Origin of the sequence: Aeromonas sp. CD (assembly GCF_033349375.1) — a bacterium.
Classification (GTDB): Bacteria; Pseudomonadota; Gammaproteobacteria; order Enterobacterales; family Aeromonadaceae; genus Aeromonas; species Aeromonas hydrophila.
Map to the genome: position 1 here is coordinate 4144450 of NZ_CP137631.1, position 16660 is coordinate 4161109.

A 16660-nucleotide genomic window follows, 5' to 3' on the forward strand; every position below is an offset into this window, starting at 1 on the left:
TGGCGGGCAGGCTTACTTCTTTTTCTTCTTGGCCGACTTCTTCTTGTCGTCCTTCGGCTTTTTCTTCTTCACCGGCACCCGCGCCTCTTTATGTTTGGGGCGCAGTTCGTCGATCACCCGGCGCTTGAGACGCTCTTCGGTGTAGCGCTCGATCTTGGCGACCATCGCCATGTCGTGGGCTTCCACCAGGCTGATGGCGCAACCACGGTTGCCGGCACGGCCGGTGCGGCCGATCCGGTGGACGTAAACATCGGCGCCGTAAGGCATGTCGTAGTTGATGACATGGCTGACGTTGGGCAGGTCGATGCCGCGGGCGGCCACGTCGGTGGCGATGAGGAAGGGCACTTCCCCTTCATGGAACTTGCGGATCGACTCGATGCGCTTGCTCTGCTCCATTTCGCCGCGGATCCAGGCGCAGGAGACGCCAGCCGCCTGCAGCTGACCGGACAGCTCCGCCAGCCGCTCACGGGTCTTGACGAAGATGATGGCTTTCTGGGTCTCGGGATCTTTGAGGATATGCACCAGCAGGGCCAGCTTGTGAGCGGCATCGTCGGCCAGGTGCACCCACTGGGTGATGGGACGACGTTCGCTGCGGGGCGGCTCGGCGTGCAGCTCCACCGGCTCCTTCAGGATATCGTTGGCGAACTTCTCAAGGCCTGCCCCTTCCAGGGTGGCGGAGAACAGCATGGTGTGCTTGCGGTAGCTCGCCTCTTCCACGATGCGGTTCACGTCCTTGATGAAGCCCATGTCCAGCATGCGGTCCGCTTCGTCCAGCACCAGCACCTCGATGTCGTGGCTCTCGAACTCCTCTTTCTCGATGTACTCGAGTAGACGGCCCGGGGTGGCCACCACGATGTCGGTGGTTTTGGTCAGGGCCGGCAGTTGCTCTTCATGGCTGACGCCGCCAATGATGGTCTCGATGCTGAGGTTGGTGTGAGCCGCCAGCGCCTTGGCGTGGGCGGTGACCTGCAGCGCCAGCTCGCGGGTCGGGGTCAGCACCAGCATGCGGCACGGGCCCGGCTTGCGGCGCGGGAAGTCCAGCAGGTGCTGCAGGGCAGGCAGCAGGAAGGCGGCGGTCTTGCCGGTACCGGTCGGGGCGGATGCCAGAATATCGCGGCCGTCCAGGGCTGGCTCCAGCACCATCTGCTGAATGGTGGTGGGGCGGGTGAAACCCATCTCGGCCAAGGCCCGGTTGAGGGCTGGATTCAGGTCGAAATCATCAAAGGACTGGCTCATGGCAATACTCGGTCATTAAGGAAACGGCAGATTATAGGCGATTATGTCGTCGGCTCCTATGGCGACTGTGGCTTAGTCGCTATAATCGCCGACCATTTTCTGCGGCGTTGGCACAGGACGGGAGTCGGATGGGACGAAACAGCGGTTTTACCTTCAAGCAATTTCACGTCGCGCACGATCGCTGCGCCATGAAAGTCGGCACCGATGGCATCCTGCTCGGCGCCTGGGCACCAGTCACCAATGTCCGCCGGGTGCTCGACATTGGCAGCGGCAGCGGCCTCATCGCCCTGATGCTGGCCCAGCGCAGCCCTGCCGACTGCCACATCGATGCGGTAGAGCTGGATAGCAATGCAGCCCGGCAGGCTCGCGAGAATGCGGCAGCCTCCCCCTGGCATGGGCGGGTCACCGTCATCGAGAGTGCCATTCAAACCTACCAGGCCGCCCCTTACGATCTCATCGTCTCCAACCCGCCCTACTTCGTGGCGGGCCAGTCATTTCGCGATCCGGCCAGGGCACTGGCACGTCATACCGGCGGCCTCGACAGCCGGGATCTGCTGGCCGCCTGTGACCGACTATTGGCACCCAACGGCGAGGTTGCGCTGGTCGTGCCAACGGCCATGGCCGATGAAATTTTATGCATCTCGGCGGATTATGATCTGCACGCCGTTTGTTATACAGCTGTTATCACCAGGGCAGGAAAAGAGGCAAATCGTGTTTTATTGCGACTTGGCAGAGGATTAAACAAGTGTGAGCAGGGTGAAATTGTGATCCATTCTGCTGATGGAACCTATTCCGACAGATACATCCAACTAACCAGCCCCTTCTATTTGAAGATGTAAATTTCGTCTTGAACTATTTTTCCACGCCATTATGCTGGCTTCTAAACGAGCGCCCGCTCAAGACCAGCTCAAACCACTGGTTGCGATGAAAAAACAAGCGGGGCTCCTTTTTTTTACCCCTGAACAATATCGGTCACTGACCAATAAAAAACTATAACAAGCAATAGTTTACAAGACAGACGAGGTTGAACTTGACGAAATCACTCACATTGTCCGACGTGCTCGGATTGGGCTTCATGACCTTCGCCTTCTATCTGGGCGCCGGCAACATCATCTTCCCGCCGCTGGCCGGTTACATGGCAGGTGAGCACCTCTCTCTCGCCATGCTGGGTTTCCTGGTCACTGCCGTCGGTCTGCCCCTCATCACCATCATCGCCGTCGCCAAGGCAGGCAACGGCTGGGCCGGCATGACCAAGCTGCTGCCGGCCGGCGTGGCCACCGCACTGGCCGTCGCCATCTATATCATCATCGGTCCGGCCTTCGCCGCCCCCCGTACCGGGCTGGTAGCCTACGAAATGGGCCTCAAGCCTTTCATCGGTGACATGGGTCAGGCCGGTCTGGCTGCCTACACTGTGCTGTTCTTCGGCGTGGCCATCCTGGTCTCCATGAATCAGGGCAAGCTGATGGATGCCATCGGCAAATACCTGACCCCGGTGCTGATGCTGTTGCTGCTGACCCTGGCCATCGGCGTGTTCGTCGCCCCGCAAGGTGACATGCCGGCCTCTTCCGGTGACTATCAGAACGGCCCCTTCGTGAAAGGGATCCTGGAAGGCTACAACACCATGGACACCCTGGCGTCCCTGATGTTTGGCGCCCTGATCGTCGACCTGCTGCGCCAGAAAGGCATTCATGACTACCAGAGCCAGTTCAAGTACCTGGCCATTGCCGGCATCATCTCTGCCATCGGTCTGTCCGTGGTGTACGTCTCCCTGTTCCAGCTGGGCAACACCGCAGCCGGTGTCGCCACCGACATCAGCAACGGCGGCGCCATCGTCAACGCCTACGTGTTGAGCCTGTTTGGTCAGCCGGGTCAGTTCATCCTGGCCGCCATCATCACCCTGGCCTGTTTCACCACCGCCGTGGGCCTGATCTCCGCCTGCTCCGACTTCTTCCACAACCTCACCGGCATGAGCTACAAGAAACTGGTGGTGTTGCTGGGGGTCATCTGCGCCGTGGTCGCCAACGTGGGCCTGAGCCAGCTCATCAGCCTCTCTATCCCGGTGCTGGTCGCCATCTACCCGGTTGCCGTGGCTCTGGTGCTGGTCACCTTCCTGAAGGGTTACTTCGGTCGTCCGCGCCTGGTGTTCCGCGCCGTACTGATGGTCGCCTTCCTGTTCGGCTGCCTGGACGGTCTGGGCGCCGCCGGCATGAAGATGGATGCATTTGCCTTCCTGCCGCTGTTCGACAAGGGCCTGGCTTGGCTGCTGCCGACGCTGTTGGCCTGTGGCCTCGGCATGGCGGTTCGCTCCGGCGAGAAACTGGCTGCCGAAGCCGCCTGATTTCACTCCCGTCCATCTCAAAGAGCCTGCCTTGCGCAGGCTCTTTTGTTTGTCTGCCAACAGCCTTTTACCACCCGTTACCCCTTTCCTGCGGCCAGCCCCCTGCCGCCATGCCGACCTCCTTCACTGCTGCCAACCGCTGGCTAATCGGTGATTTATTCTGGCCAATTAAATTGTTTCAAGATATTAATGTGTGATTGAGATCAAATTTCTCTTCTTTATGCTCAGAAGAGTGCTCCTTCGCCGATGTGCTCATCGTGGAGGAGAGGGAAGCATTGTTATCCGGTTATCTGCCAGGCAGTGGGTGCAATCAACAAGAACAAGCTGATAAGGCAGATGAGGTCAGGTTTGACGAAATCACTGAAGTTGTCCGACGTATTCGGACTGGGTTTTATGACGTTTGCTTTCTATCTGGGGGCAGGCAACATCATTTTTCCGCCGCTCGCCGGCTTTATGGCCGGTGAACATTTGATGCCAGCCATGGTCGGCTTTCTGCTGACGGCGGTGGGTCTCCCCCTGCTGACGCTGGTCGCCGTTGCCAGAGGCAGCGCCGGACAAGGCAGCAGCGGCTGGACGGCGATGACCCGCTATCTGCCGACCTGGGCAGCCACGGCGCTGGCCATCGCCATCTACATCATCATGGGGCCTGCGTTCGCCATTCCCCGCACCGGTCTGGTTGCCTACGAGATGGGGCTCAAGCCCTGGCTCGGCGATGCAGGTCATGGGGGGCTGCTGCTCTATACCCTGAGCTTCTTTGCGCTGGTGATCCTGGTGGCACTCGATCGCGGCAAGCTGCTCGATGCGGTCGGCAAGTACCTGACGCCGGCGCTGATGGTGATGCTGCTGATTCTGGCGGTCGGGGTCTTTGTGGCGCCGCAGGGCACCATGCCCGATGCCAGTGGCGAGTACGTGGACGCTGCCCTGACCAAGGGCATGCTGGAGGGGTACAACACCATGGATACCCTGGCCTCCCTTATGTTCGGTGCCCTGATTATCGGTTTGCTGCGCCAGAAGGGGATTGAGGATTATCGCAGCCAGTTCAAATATCTGATCATCGCGGGTTTGGTCTCGGCGGTCGGGCTGTCGGCTGTCTATATCTCGCTCTTTCATCTGGGCAACAGCGCTGAAGGGGTGGTGAGTGATATCAGCAATGGCGGCACCATCGTCAATGCCTATGTGTTGAGCCTTTTTGGTCAGCCGGGTCAGTTCATTCTGGCGGCCATTATTACGTTGGCCTGCTTTACCAGCGCGGTCGGCCTGCTCTGCGCCGGTGCCGACTACTTCCACGGTCTGACTGGCTGGGCCTATCGCAACTGGGTCATGCTGCTGGGGGCGCTCTGTGCGCTGGTGGCCAATATGGGTCTGAGCGAGCTGATCGGCCTCTCCATCCCGGTGCTGGTGGCCATCTATCCAGTCGCCATCGCGCTGGTGCTGGTCACCTTCCTCAAGGGCTATTTTGGCCGTCCCCGTCTGGCGTTCCGCTGCGTGCTGGCGGTGGCCTTCCTGTTTGGCTGTCTAGACGGGCTGGGCGCGGCCGGCATGCAGATGGATGCGTTTGCCTTCCTGCCGCTGTTCGACAAGGGGCTGGCCTGGCTGCTGCCCACCCTGCTGACCTGCGGCCTCGGCATGCTGCTGCGCCCCCGCGAAGATCTGGCCGCCGAAGCGGCCTGATCAACCGGGCGACCAACGACAAGAGGCCAGCATCAGCTGGCCTCTTGCATTGCATCTGTCATCCTGGCTGCTACAGCAGCGGGTCTACCTGCTTGGGTCTGCCTGCCAGACCATACCAATGGGTCTCCACCCGCCCGGCATGCCACTCAAAGGTGCCCCAGGGCTGGTCTGCCTGCCAGCGCGGAAAGTTCACCACCACCCGGTTGTCTTCATACTTGTAGAGCGAGGTAGTGATCTGGAGATCAGACAGGATGAGCAGCAGGGCCCACCCGATGAAGAACCATTTCAGCGCTTTCCACATAGGGTTACTCGAAACAAATCTCGATGGTGGCACGACCATAATCTGATTCGAACGGCATCATGATCTTGGTGCCGTCGGCACGATGGGTGATGGTGTGATTGGGGCCGGAGACGATGATGGGAGTCGCCATGTCGAACTCATACCCCTTCTCCCCCAGCATGCGCTTGGCGCCGCCGGTCACCATGTTGGTGATCTCGCCCACCATGTCGGTCACTTCTTCATTGATGGTGGCCGGTGCCTCGCCCAGCATACGGCGCATGATCTCCAGCGCCAGTCCCTTCTCGAAGCTGATAGACAGCGAACCACGGGTCTGCGGGCCGACCATGCCGATGAGACCGGAGACATCGCCGCGCGCCAGCTCGTCCATCTTGCGTTTGGGTTTGCCCGGCTTGAGCTCGAGCTGTGCCATGGTGGAGAGCACATTGAGCAGGGAGAGCAGGAACGGGTTTACAAAATCAGCCTTCATGTTGACTTCCTACGGTGGGCGTACAGCGAGCACATTGGCCATGTGCCTCTATTGTCTTATTGGTAATAGTAAAGCCATGCAAGTGGGCTTGCTCGGAAAACGCGCCATCGATCGCCGAGTCATGCAACTCGACCACCTCGCCACACCGATCGCAGATGAGCAGTTGCATCGGGTGGGCATGATCGAAGTGACAGCAGAAAATGAAGGCGTTGAGCGACTCCACCTTGTGGGCAAAGCCCTGTTCGAGCAGAAAATCCAATGCCCGATAAACGGTCGGCGGCTTGGCATGGGCCTCGGTCTGCTGCAACTGGGCCAACAGATCATAGGCGCTGATGGCATTGCCGTGGGCAGCCAGCAGCCTGAACACCTGACGCCGGGTAGGGGTGAAGCGGATCCCGCGTTGTTCGCAGAGTCGTTCGGCTCGTTGTAAAAGTTGGTCTTGATTCATGATCACGCAATTACCCTTTTTATTAGCCGGATACTATCACAGGGCCCCCTTTGACGCGGTGACAAAATTCATTTTCTGGGGCTGCCTCACGTTGTGGTAAAATCCGCCCCCTTTGTTTAGCCAACCCGGATGATTTTTATGCAGGCGCAGCGTTTTTCCATCGCCCCCATGCTGGACTGGACCGATCGGCATTGCCGTTATTTCCATCGTCTGATGACTCGCCAGACCTTGCTTTATACCGAGATGGTGACCACCGGCGCCATCATCCACGGCAAGGGTGATTATCTGGGTTACAGCGAGCAGGAGCACCCCATCTCCCTCCAGCTGGGTGGCAGCAATCCGGCCGATCTGGCGCGCTGTGCCAAGCTGGCCGAGGAGCGCGGCTATGACGAGGTGAACATCAACGTCGGCTGTCCCTCCGATCGAGTGCAAAACGGCCGCTTTGGCGCCTGCCTGATGGGCGAACCCGCACTGGTGGCTGACTGCGTCAAGGCGATGCGCGATGCGGTCGATATCCCGGTGACGGTAAAGACCCGTATCGGCATCGACGATCAGGACTCCTACGAATTTCTGCAGGCCTTCATCGAACAGGTGCGCGACGCTGGTTGCGACACCTTCATCGTCCATGCCCGCAAGGCGTGGCTGAGCGGCCTGAGCCCCAAGGAAAACCGCGAGATCCCGCCGCTCGATTATCCCCGCGTCTATCGGGTCAAACAGGATTACCCGGAGCTCACCATCGCCATCAACGGCGGCGTCACCTCCATGGAGCAGACTCTCGAGCACCTGCAGCACCTGGATGGCGTCATGATGGGGCGAGAAGCCTATCAGAACCCCTACATTCTGGCGCAGGTGGATAATCTGGTGTTCGGCCAGAACCACGCCGTGCCGTGCCGCCACGAGGTGGTGCGAATGATGCTGCCCTATATCGAGCAGGAGCTGGCCAAGGGCAACTATCTCTCCCACATGACCCGCCACATGCTGGGGCTGTTCCAGAACATGCAGGGGGCTCGTGCCTGGCGCCGCCATCTGAGTGAAAACGCCTGCAAGCCGGGAGCGGATATCCAGGTAGTGCTGGATGCCATGGCCAAGGTGCCGGAATTCTCCACCACGGAGGCGGCGGAGTAACCATGTACCGTTTCACCGGCTCCTGGCTGCACAAGGCCATCGTCCGGCTCTGCGCCAGCCTGCTAGCCATTCTGGGTATCAAACTCAGCGCCTTCTACTTCCTCGGCTTGCTCATCGTGCTGGGGCTGCATCGGGATCAGCTGCTCGGCTGAGCTAGCCCCGCGTCGACCAATAAAAAAACCGGCAACACCCAGTGTGGCCGGTTTTTTATTGTCTCTTCAGCCTCGCTAATCGCCTTTGTCCACGAACTGCAGCTCGGGCGCTCTGGACGTCAGCACATCGGCGCAATAATCCCAGGTCGAAATGCGGTAGTGCTGCAAATCCTCGTCCAGGTGCAGACCATCCGACTCCTGATGGAACCAGCTGGCAAATCGGGACGGGGTGATGAGCTGGATCTGCTCCTCGATGGCATGGCTATCCTTGCCCTCCGCCAGATCGCAATCCTCCATTACCCGCACCGCAAAGATGTGCCGGAAATAGACCCGACAGAGGATCTGCGGCGGCAGATCGATGCTGCGAGCCCTGCCCAGCATGATGGTGAGGGAGTCGCTCCAGATATCCTGATGAAGTTCGGCCACAACCAGGCCCGGGGGGAGTTGGCGAGACGGAGCCCAAGGTACGGCAACCTGCCGAATGGCATTTTTCTGTTCCATCATCCACCTCACTACGGCGCACGCCATATCTTGAGTGTATCTGAAACAATTTCCGCTGACGATGGCAATAAAAAACCCGGCTGGCGCCGGGTTTTTGGGGATTACTTGACGGCGTCTTTGAGCGCCTTGCCTGCCACAAAGGACGGCACATTCGCGGCTGCAATCTGGATCTCTTTACCAGTTTGCGGATTGCGACCGGTACGGCCAGCACGATGGTTCACCTTGAAGGTGCCAAAACCCACCAACTGCACAGCATCACCTTCTTTCAGGCTCTGGGTAATACCATTGATGATCTCTTCCAGAGCGACTTTGGCCTGAGCTTTGCTCAGATCTGCTTTGGCTGCAATTGCATCGACAAGTTGAGCTTTGTTCATAACATTTCCTTTATGATCGGGCATTTAGCACCGGGCCACTCTATTCAAAAAAAAACACTCAGGCAAAGGCTTTATCAGCCGGATTGGCTTGAATGCTGGGGTTTTCATCAAGATCTGCGGAAATAGTCACATATCTCGCCCCTTCGTGATCGTAATTGACGGGAAGAGGAGAGCAAATGAGGGTGCCTTGTAACCAAAACGCCACCCGGTGTAACAATATCCCCATGCCCCTATTGACGGTCAACTGGATTTTCCCTAGTTATAGGAGGGTGTCGTCAGTCAATAAAAAGGCCGGAGGCCCGTCACGATAGCACTCCATGCCTATGCCCCACGGAGGGACTATGTTAACTGAACTGGAACAAACCAAACGCGCATTGGCAGGAAAGCACAGAGCTATCGACGACTGGCTGGATGCCAGGCAGGCATTGCTGGTCGAATACATGCGGCTTGCCGGACTGACTCCCGCCCGCACCAAGCAGCGTTCGCTGCCCGGCCATGTGGAACTGCAAGGCTTTTGTGAACGCCTGGTCGACTACGTCAGCGCCGGACACTTCGAAATCTACAACCATGTGGTGACCGCCTTCGAACAGGCCAGCGGCGACAAGCTGGAACTGGCGAAACGCATCTATCCCCACATCCGGGCCTGCACCGAGTTCGCGCTGGAGTTCAACGACAAGTACAGCAATGCCGATGAGGCCCAGTTGCTGTTGCTGGATGAGGATCTGAACCAGCTAGGTCCCGTGCTGGAAGATCGTTTCAAGCAGGAAGATCGGCTGATCAAGGCATTGCAGGTCGTGGAGTCACTCAGCGCCCAGCAGGTTTGATATCCAATTTCGGAGCCAGTTCAAGATCCTGATGTGCAAGGTGCATTACACTCTATGTCATGACCTTTAGCTCCAATTCCTATTGCTGACAGGAGATGAGAATGTCCGAGCGTCGCCGTTTTTCACGGATCCTCTACTTGACCATGGCCGACCTCGTCCAGGGAGATAAGAAATGGCGTACCCAGCTGGTGGATATCTCCCTGCAGGGCGCCCTGTTGATCCGGCCCGATGACTGGGAAAGCCACGACAACAAAGAGTATTCACTCAGCTTCGTGCTGAGCGGTAGCGACATCGAGATCAAGATGCAGGTCATGCTGACCCATGAAGCCAGCAAGAAGCTGGGGTTCTACTGCCATCACATCGACATCGACAGCGCCACCCACCTCAAACGGATGATCGAGCTCAACGTTGGCGATGAAGACTTGCTGCACCGGGAGCTGGAGCAGCTGCTAAGCGAACATCTCGAACACCCTCACCCCTGAGCGGTATACCCGATGTAAAAAAGGAGCGCCGTTGCGCTCCTTTTTATGGCCTGCCTGCGGCCACCATGCCGATTACAAGGCCTCCAGGGCATCGGCCAGTTTCTTGACCGGCACCACTTCCATGCCTTCGATGGGATGCTTGGGCGCGTTGGCGTGCGGCACTATGGCCCGGCGGAAACCATGCTTGGCCGCCTCCTGCAACCGCTCCTGGCCGGAGGGCACGGGGCGGATCTCGCCGGACAGCCCCACTTCCCCGAACACCACCAGATCCTTGGGCAGGGATTGATCCCGGAAACTGGAGACCATGGAGAGCAGCAGAGCCAGATCCGCGCTGGTCTCTTCGACCTTGACCCCGCCGACCACGTTGATGAAGACATCCTGATCCGCCATCTGCAGGCCGCCATGGCGATGCAGCACCGCCAGCAACATGGCGAGACGGTTGTGATCCATCCCCACCGCCACCCGGCGCGGGTTGGAGAGCTGGGAGTAATCCACCAGCGCCTGCAGTTCCACCAGCAGGGGCCGTGTCCCTTCCCAGATTACCATCACCACCGACCCCGGCGCCTGCTCTTCACCGCGACTGAGGAAGATGGCGGAGGGGTTGCTCACCTCCCGCATCCCCTGCCCGGTCATGGCGAAGACACCGAGCTCGTTGACCGCCCCGAAGCGGTTCTTGTGGGAACGCAGTGTCCGGAAGCGGGAATCGTGACCGCCATCGAGCAGCACAGAGCAGTCGATGCAGTGCTCCAGCACCTTGGGGCCTGCCAGGGTGCCATCCTTGGTCACGTGGCCCACCATGAAGATGGCGACGTGATTCTGTTTGGCATAGCGGGTCAGCAGGGCAGCGGCTTCCCGCACCTGAGACACGGAACCCGGCGCCGACTGCACATCCGCCACATGCATCACCTGGATGGAGTCGATGACCATGATCTGCGGCTGCTCCTGCTGGGCAATCAGGCAGATCTGCTCGACCGAGGTCTCCGACAGCATGCGCAGCTTGTCGGTCGGCAGGCCGAGGCGCGAGGCACGCATCGCCACCTGTTGCAGCGACTCCTCGCCGGTGACATAGAGGGTCTTCATCCGCTCCGCCAGACCGCACATGGTCTGCAGCAGCAGGGTCGACTTGCCCGCCCCTGGGTTGCCACCGATCAAGATCGCCGACCCCGGCACCACCCCGCCACCCAGGACCCGGTCCAGCTCCTTGAAACCGGAAGAGAAACGGGGGATCTCGGTGGTGGCGATCTCCGCCAGCGTCTGCACCTGGCTGCCAATGGCGCCGGCATAACCGGTATAGCGGGCGCTCTTGCCCGGGGTCACCGAGCCGAGGCGCACCTCGCTGATGGTGTTCCACTCCTTGCACTCACTGCACTGGCCCTGCCAGCGTGTGAAGTCGGCGCCACATTCGGTACAAACATAGGCAGTTTTGTTTTTGGCCATGGATAACTCGGGGACAGGATGAATTCCTGCTTGATATACTTGTTTGCGACCGACAGATCAAACCCAGAATCGGAAAAGTGACTTTCCGTGGCAGGAACACATGGATTCAGAACAACAACAGCACCTGATTGAACAGCTCATCCCCCTGCTCAGAGAAAAGGATTTCGATGACATCTTCAATCGCCTGACCCAGGACGAAAACAGCAACAACCGTTTTCTGATCAAGATGGAGATCAAGCGCAAATGCACCCCCTGCCGTCGCGTGATCGACATGCGGGACGAACTGGGTGACGAGTGTCTGGTACATGAATTCGAAGGGATCACCCACTTCATGCCGGCCGAGGCCATCGGCCTGTTCCAGTCGCAGTGCTATCTCTACAAAGACGATTACACCCTGGGAGTCTACGAGGCACTGCAATACTGGCAGAAACACCACCATGGCAAGAGCGATGGTCCGCTGCAGCCCCCTGCCAGCCCGTTTCGCCAATACGACGTCAATCCTATCGCCTTTGCCAGCTACTATGGCCGACGTCAGGAGCGGATGCACTTCAGCTCCCCTGTGCTCATCAAGTTCGCCGATGGCGACAAGCTGTTTGCCAAAAGCTCCGACCTCTCACTCGGCGGGATCCGGGTCTCGGTGCCCTATCTGCCCAACTACCAGACCGGCGCCCAAGTCGAGGTGTTCTTCACCGGGCTGGAGCGGGATCACCCCAACCCGGTCCTGCACCATTCGGTCAGCTACCAGATCCTCGGGGAGGAGAGCAAGGAGGGCAAGTTCTGGCTCAGACTGGTCAAAACCGGCGAACACCCCGGCTTCGACCAGTTCCTGAGCGAGTTCATCGAGAGCAACAAGAGCCGCTATCGGGTCAGCGTCGACTACCTGCTCTCCGCCGCCATCATCAAGGGGTATGAGCAGTTCTATCTGCCGCGCATGACCGGCATGCCGCTGTTTTTCGGTTCGGGCGACAGCCCCAGCCTCGAGATCGCCCTGCGCACCGAGAACAACCAGCACATCCTCGAATACTGGCGCGATGCCAAGAACCGCGACATGCTCGCCAGCCTGTTCTCCGCCACCCGCATGCAGGCCCTGCTGCCGGCGGTGGGTGAATTGAAAGAGACCCTGATCTACTGCTTCACCCACTCGGTACGCAGCCACCTCTATTTCTTCTCCGCCACCCGGGAAGAGCTGTTGCAGAGCGGGCTGATGTCGCTCTTCTTCCAGGTCGGCGCCCGGCGCCCCAGCTGGCGGGTCTACAAATTCAGCCTGGAGCGCTGTGACCTGCACGAGGCCGATCTGGCCAGCCAGCAGAGCAAGGAGAGCCCCCAGCTGCAAGACATGCTGCTGCAGGAGCGGCTCAAGCAGATAAGCTATGTCGGCCTGCTGCAGGATGTCGGCCTCGACAGTCAGCGGGAGGAATTCCAGTACGATGCCAGCGCCCAGCACAATGCCAACGAGCTGCAGCGTTTCGGCCACGACAGCAGTGCCGCCCCCTTCGAGATCGAGACGCTGCACTATGTCCAGCTGCGCAAGGAGGCCCGCTACATCCACAAGACGGCCGTGGCCATCAAGCACAATGGCCGGGCCTGGCTCGGCTGGACCCGCGACATCTCGGCTCACGGCATGCAGATCGAGCTGGAAGAGCCGTTCGAGGGGGTGAAGGACGATATCGTCACCATCGCCCTGCCGCGTCTGCAGGAGCTCTCCAAGAGCATGGATCTGCAGCGTCTGCCCTACCGGCTGGTCAGCATCAACCTGACCCGCACCGTGCTGCACCTGTGCATCGAGGGCGATCCGGAGCGCCACACCGGCCGCCAGTTCTTCAAGCTGCTGATCGAGAGCAACCAGAACAAGCTCAAAGCGGCCCAGGAGCAGCGCCGCTATCGCGGCATGGCGCGGGCGCTGCGCAACATCTACACCCACCACGTCTTCAGCACCCCGGTCTACATCAACAAGCTGAAGGGTGCCCCCAGGCCGGCCTCCATCGGTCATGCCCCGCAGCCCCGCAGCCTGTCGCGGTTGCTGAAAGCCTGTGCCGAGCAGGGTGACCAGGACAACCTCTATCCCCTGTTCCAGGGCGAATTGCTCAAACAGCTCATCATGAACCCGCTGCGGGCCATCGAGCGGGAGGATCAGCCCCAGGAAGAGGAGGTCTACATCGCCAGTCTGCAGACGGCGGCCGGACTGCCCATCTTCACCAGCCGGCTCGCCAGCAGCTTCAAGAATGTGGCGGAGAAGCGCAGCTTCATCGAACAGGCGCTGCGTCAGGGGGAGTTCTACTCGGTGCTGGTGGGCATCTCCCGCACCGGCCGCCCCGACACCAACTTCATCGCCAACGAGCTGGACTACATCGCCAAGTTCGCCATTCACAAGGCTAAGAAGCTGGAAGAGGAGCTGTGGAGCGTAGTCGGGGTGGGTGAGCTGACCGATACCAGCCAGGCGACCCTGTTCCGGCTCGGCATCACGGCCCCCGTCAATTGAGCAGGCCCCTGCAAACCACGGCCCTCAACCCGGCGGACAGGCAATAAAACCATGGCGGGCCTCTGGCCCGCCATGGTTTGTTTATCCATCAACACACCGGATAACCGGCTCCACCAGCCCGGTCTTTGTCAGGCAGCCTGCGGGTTGAGCAGCCATTCCAGGATCTGCGGGAAGTGATCTTCCTGCGCCTGCGGGGCGGTCAACATGTTGATGTGGTCGTAATCGAGCCGGTTGCCATTGTCCCGACCGAGGCGGGTATGGCGCGCGGCCGAGCCCATCTCGGCGCTGAAGCGGCGCACGTCGGTCGGGTGACCCAGCACCTTGTCCGCCTTGGCCGAAATCATCCAGAGCGGTGGCCAGTTGACCCGGGCGGCCGCCTCGTCATAGGCGAACCCGTCGCTGGGATCCTGCCAGGGACCGCATTTGACCCAGGGGATGGTCTCCTGCAGGTAACGCAGCGGCTCGTCATCCGCCCCGATCTTCAGGCTGCGCGCGGCCAGAAAGCCGTTGCGCCTGGCCAGCCAGGGGGCCAGCCGGTTCCAGATCAGATCCACTTTGAGCCAGCGCTCCGGATTTTGTACCGACACGCCGCGCTTGGTGCCAAAGAACACCAGACTGGCCACCTGCTCCGCCAACTCGGGAAAGCGCACCAGGGTCGACGCCATGATGACGCCGCCCCAGGAGTGGGCCATCCAGTGCAGCTTGAAGCCGGCATGGCGGGCGGCAATCCAGCGGTGCAGGGCCGGCAGATCCTCGGTGATGAGCTCATGCTGGCCATGTTCGGCCTGCTCGGCGATGGCCGGTGTGCTCAACCCCCGTCCCCGCAGGTCGGCCACATAGACCTGATAGCCGTGGCGAGCCAGAAAGCAGGCCAGTCCCTTGCCCGATTCGGTGTAGAAGATGCGGCCGTTCTCGATGGCGCCGTGCACCATCAGGATCGGTTCGCCATGTACCGCGACCCGCGGTTGAATGTGGCGCACGTGCAGCCGATGTGCGCCGCAGGGAATAAACAGGGATTGCTGTAACAGTTCCATTATGAGACTACGTCCTCCGTGACGTGGGGGGGGTCTTGCCGAGGTGCCGGGACTAGCGGCGATCCCAGCGCTGCTGGCGGCAGGTCAGCGCACTGAGCAGGCAGATCACCCCTTCCAGATCGTGGTGATTGAGAGTGGCCGCCGCCTGTGCCCGCACCAGCGGCTTGGCATGGATGGCGATGCCGAGCCCGGCTACCCCCATCATTTTGAGATCGTTGGCGCCATCGCCGACGGCCACGGTCTGGCCAGCGGCGATGGCGTACTCCTGCGCCAGCTGCTGCAAGACCTCGGCCTTGACGGCGGCATCGACGATACGCCCGCTCACCTTACCGGTCAGCTGTTGCCCTTCCACCGCCAGCTCGTTGGCGAAGATGGCATCCAGCCCCAGCTCCCGCTGCAACTGGCCAGCAAAACGGGTGAAACCACCGGAGGCGATCGCCACCTTCCAACCGGCCTGCTTGAGGGTGTCGACCATCAACTGCAAGCCCGGCATCCAGGGCATGTTGGCCGCCACCTGGTCGAGAAGGGTGAGCGGCGCTCCTTCCAGCAGGGCGACCCTGGCCCGCAGGCTGTCGGCAAACTCCAGCTGACCCTGCATGGCGGCCGCCGTGACCGCCGCCACCTGCTCACCGACCCCGGCCAGCCGGGCAATCTCGTCGATGCACTCGATGCGGATGGCGGTGGAGTCCATGTCCATCACCAGCAAACCGGGCTCGGCCAGGCTGGGCAGGGCTGGCAGATGACACAGATCGATGTCCCACTCCTCCCCCTTGAGCGCCTGTACCAGAGCGGGTGAGAAGCGATCCGTGCCCAGCAGCAGCAAAGGCACTCCGGCCGGCATGGCGGGCGGATAGAGCCTGGCCTGCAACTCGTGCTGCGCCAGCAGCCCGGCCAGCCGCCCGAGATGATGAGCGGCCAGCGCGCGCCCGAACAGCACCAGCCAGCCGCCATCCAGCGCACTGGCGGCAGGCAGCAACGCCTGCGGCGTCGGCTCCCACCAGGGGGCGCCGGACAGGCACTCGGGCCACTCTGAAATCTCTGCGGGCAATTGGGACAACAACATAGGGATAACGCCTTCCTTGGTGATCATGGGGTTAACAATGCTGGCCCAGAGTAGCGTATTGCTTTTTGTACAGGCAAGCGCCAAGATCCCGCCACCCCTTGTCAGCAAAAGGCTCAACGCTTGCGTCATCTCCCCATCAAACGTGTGCTCAGTCTCGGTGCCGGCGTCCTGCTCGGGCTCTGGGTGCTCGCGGTACTCATCCACATGCAGGGTGAGAGCCAGGCTTCGCTGCACAGCGAGGCACGCAACCGGGCCCAGGCGCTGGTGGCCTACGCCGCCCGCGACATGAAGCGCTGGCTCAAGGAGGACAAGAACAGCGAGCTGGAGCGGCTGGCCCAGGATCTGGCCGCCGAGCCCGAGATCCTCGACGTCACCCTCTACGATGCCCGCGGCATCCCCCTCGCCCAGTCGGACAATGCGGTGCCGCTGGACAGCCTGCTGCCCATCGGCGACAGCAACAAGTCGATACCGGAACAGGGCAAGGGACGCATCCAGTTCGTGCAGGAGATCCTGGATGGGGAGCAGACCCTGGGGTATCTGCGCATTACGCTGGAAGAGCAGCAGATGCTGGCGGACAAGGATACCCGGCTCAAGGTGGTACAGGAGAAGCAGCGGCTGATGCTGCTGGTCGCCCTGCTGGCCGGGTTGCTCATCTCCTACGGGATCCGTCGCAACTACATGCGGGTGCGCAAGCACAAGAAGAAAAGCAAACCGGTCGAGCCGCAATAA

Annotated in this window: 18 protein-coding genes; 9 read left to right on the top strand and 9 right to left on the bottom strand. The window is 60.6% G+C overall.

The window, feature by feature from the left end:
• Window positions 1-12 precede the first annotated feature (12 nt).
• Window positions 13-1236, bottom strand: a complete 1224-nt coding sequence (gene srmB, locus R2E40_RS19210) for an ATP-dependent RNA helicase SrmB (RefSeq protein ID WP_318164154.1) — start codon at window positions 1234-1236, stop codon at window positions 13-15.
• A gap of 128 nt (window positions 1237-1364) precedes the next feature.
• On the opposite strand from srmB, the gene R2E40_RS19215 reads away from it, so the two are divergent.
• The 3 genes from R2E40_RS19215 (at window position 1365) to brnQ (R2E40_RS19225) (ending at window position 5245) form a co-directional block, all read left to right on the top strand.
• Window positions 1365-2075, top strand: coding sequence for a tRNA1(Val) (adenine(37)-N6)-methyltransferase (locus R2E40_RS19215; protein ID WP_318164155.1), 711 nt, complete (start codon window positions 1365-1367; stop codon window positions 2073-2075).
• 191 nt (window positions 2076-2266) lie between these two features.
• Window positions 2267-3574 carry a branched-chain amino acid transport system II carrier protein gene (brnQ, locus tag R2E40_RS19220; protein WP_011707394.1) on the top strand — a complete coding sequence of 436 codons (1308 nt, stop codon included), beginning with the start codon at window positions 2267-2269 and terminating at the stop codon, window positions 3572-3574.
• 393 nt (window positions 3575-3967) lie between these two features.
• Window positions 3968-5245 (top strand): branched-chain amino acid transport system II carrier protein, encoded by a 1278-nt coding sequence (gene brnQ / locus R2E40_RS19225; protein WP_236665452.1) that lies wholly within the window; start codon window positions 3968-3970, stop codon window positions 5243-5245.
• A 70-nt stretch (window positions 5246-5315) separates the two neighbouring features.
• On the opposite strand, the gene R2E40_RS19230 is transcribed toward brnQ (R2E40_RS19225), so the two are convergent.
• The 3 genes from R2E40_RS19230 to zur are packed head-to-tail and all read right to left on the bottom strand — an operon-like array spanning window position 5316 to window position 6460.
• Complete coding sequence (locus tag R2E40_RS19230; RefSeq protein ID WP_016351978.1) at window positions 5316-5546, bottom strand: hypothetical protein; 231 nt, start codon at window positions 5544-5546, stop codon at window positions 5316-5318.
• Window positions 5547-5550: 4 nt separating this feature from the next.
• Window positions 5551-6012, bottom strand: coding sequence for a chemotaxis protein CheX (locus R2E40_RS19235; protein ID WP_016351979.1), 462 nt, complete (start codon window positions 6010-6012; stop codon window positions 5551-5553).
• Complete coding sequence (gene zur, locus R2E40_RS19240) at window positions 6002-6460, bottom strand: zinc uptake transcriptional repressor Zur (protein ID WP_011707398.1); 459 nt, start codon at window positions 6458-6460, stop codon at window positions 6002-6004. Before zur ends, R2E40_RS19235 begins: the two co-directional genes overlap by 11 nt.
• A 138-nt stretch (window positions 6461-6598) precedes the next feature.
• On the opposite strand from zur, the gene dusA reads away from it, so the two are divergent.
• Both dusA and R2E40_RS19250 read left to right on the top strand, forming a co-directional pair.
• Window positions 6599-7585 carry a tRNA dihydrouridine(20/20a) synthase DusA gene (dusA, locus tag R2E40_RS19245; protein ID WP_318164156.1) on the top strand — a complete coding sequence of 329 codons (987 nt, stop codon included), beginning with the start codon at window positions 6599-6601 and terminating at the stop codon, window positions 7583-7585.
• Between the two features lie 2 nt (window positions 7586-7587).
• Window positions 7588-7737: a hypothetical protein gene (locus R2E40_RS19250; RefSeq protein ID WP_318164157.1), complete on the top strand. Its 150-nt coding sequence runs from the start codon at window positions 7588-7590 to the stop codon at window positions 7735-7737.
• Between the two features lie 75 nt (window positions 7738-7812).
• Here R2E40_RS19250 and R2E40_RS19255 read toward each other — a convergent pair whose 3' ends face one another.
• Both R2E40_RS19255 and hupA read right to left on the bottom strand, forming a co-directional pair.
• On the bottom strand, window positions 7813-8238 hold the full coding sequence (locus R2E40_RS19255) for a hypothetical protein (protein ID WP_010636148.1): 426 nt from the start codon (window positions 8236-8238) through the stop codon (window positions 7813-7815).
• A gap of 101 nt (window positions 8239-8339) precedes the next feature.
• Entirely contained in the window at window positions 8340-8612 is a 273-nt protein-coding gene (hupA, locus tag R2E40_RS19260; protein WP_005305063.1) for a nucleoid-associated protein HU-alpha, read from the bottom strand.
• A 341-nt stretch (window positions 8613-8953) separates the two neighbouring features.
• Between hupA and R2E40_RS19265 the strand changes: the two genes are divergently transcribed.
• Both R2E40_RS19265 and R2E40_RS19270 read left to right on the top strand, forming a co-directional pair.
• Entirely contained in the window at window positions 8954-9436 is a 483-nt protein-coding gene (locus R2E40_RS19265; protein WP_011707403.1) for an Rsd/AlgQ family anti-sigma factor, read from the top strand.
• Between the two features lie 101 nt (window positions 9437-9537).
• The gene (locus tag R2E40_RS19270; protein WP_011707404.1) at window positions 9538-9918 is read left to right on the top strand and encodes a PilZ domain-containing protein; all 381 of its coding nucleotides are present in this window, start codon (window positions 9538-9540) and stop codon (window positions 9916-9918) included.
• Between the two features lie 72 nt (window positions 9919-9990).
• On the opposite strand, the gene radA is transcribed toward R2E40_RS19270, so the two are convergent.
• Window positions 9991-11355: a DNA repair protein RadA gene (radA, locus tag R2E40_RS19275; protein WP_011707405.1), complete on the bottom strand. Its 1365-nt coding sequence runs from the start codon at window positions 11353-11355 to the stop codon at window positions 9991-9993.
• A 100-nt stretch (window positions 11356-11455) separates the two neighbouring features.
• Here radA and R2E40_RS19280 point away from each other — a divergent pair, with 100 nt between their 5' ends.
• A complete protein-coding gene (locus R2E40_RS19280; RefSeq protein WP_318164158.1) occupies window positions 11456-13834 on the top strand; it encodes a PilZ domain-containing protein in 2379 nt (792 codons plus the stop codon).
• 128 nt (window positions 13835-13962) lie between these two features.
• On the opposite strand, the gene R2E40_RS19285 is transcribed toward R2E40_RS19280, so the two are convergent.
• A complete protein-coding gene (locus tag R2E40_RS19285; RefSeq protein WP_011707407.1) occupies window positions 13963-14868 on the bottom strand; it encodes an alpha/beta fold hydrolase in 906 nt (301 codons plus the stop codon).
• A gap of 52 nt (window positions 14869-14920) precedes the next feature.
• The gene (gene serB, locus R2E40_RS19290) at window positions 14921-15931 is read right to left on the bottom strand and encodes a phosphoserine phosphatase SerB (RefSeq protein WP_318164159.1); all 1011 of its coding nucleotides are present in this window, start codon (window positions 15929-15931) and stop codon (window positions 14921-14923) included.
• Window positions 15932-16051: 120 nt separating this feature from the next.
• Here serB and R2E40_RS19295 point away from each other — a divergent pair, with 120 nt between their 5' ends.
• A complete protein-coding gene (locus R2E40_RS19295; RefSeq protein WP_017411238.1) occupies window positions 16052-16660 on the top strand; it encodes an AhpA/YtjB family protein in 609 nt (202 codons plus the stop codon).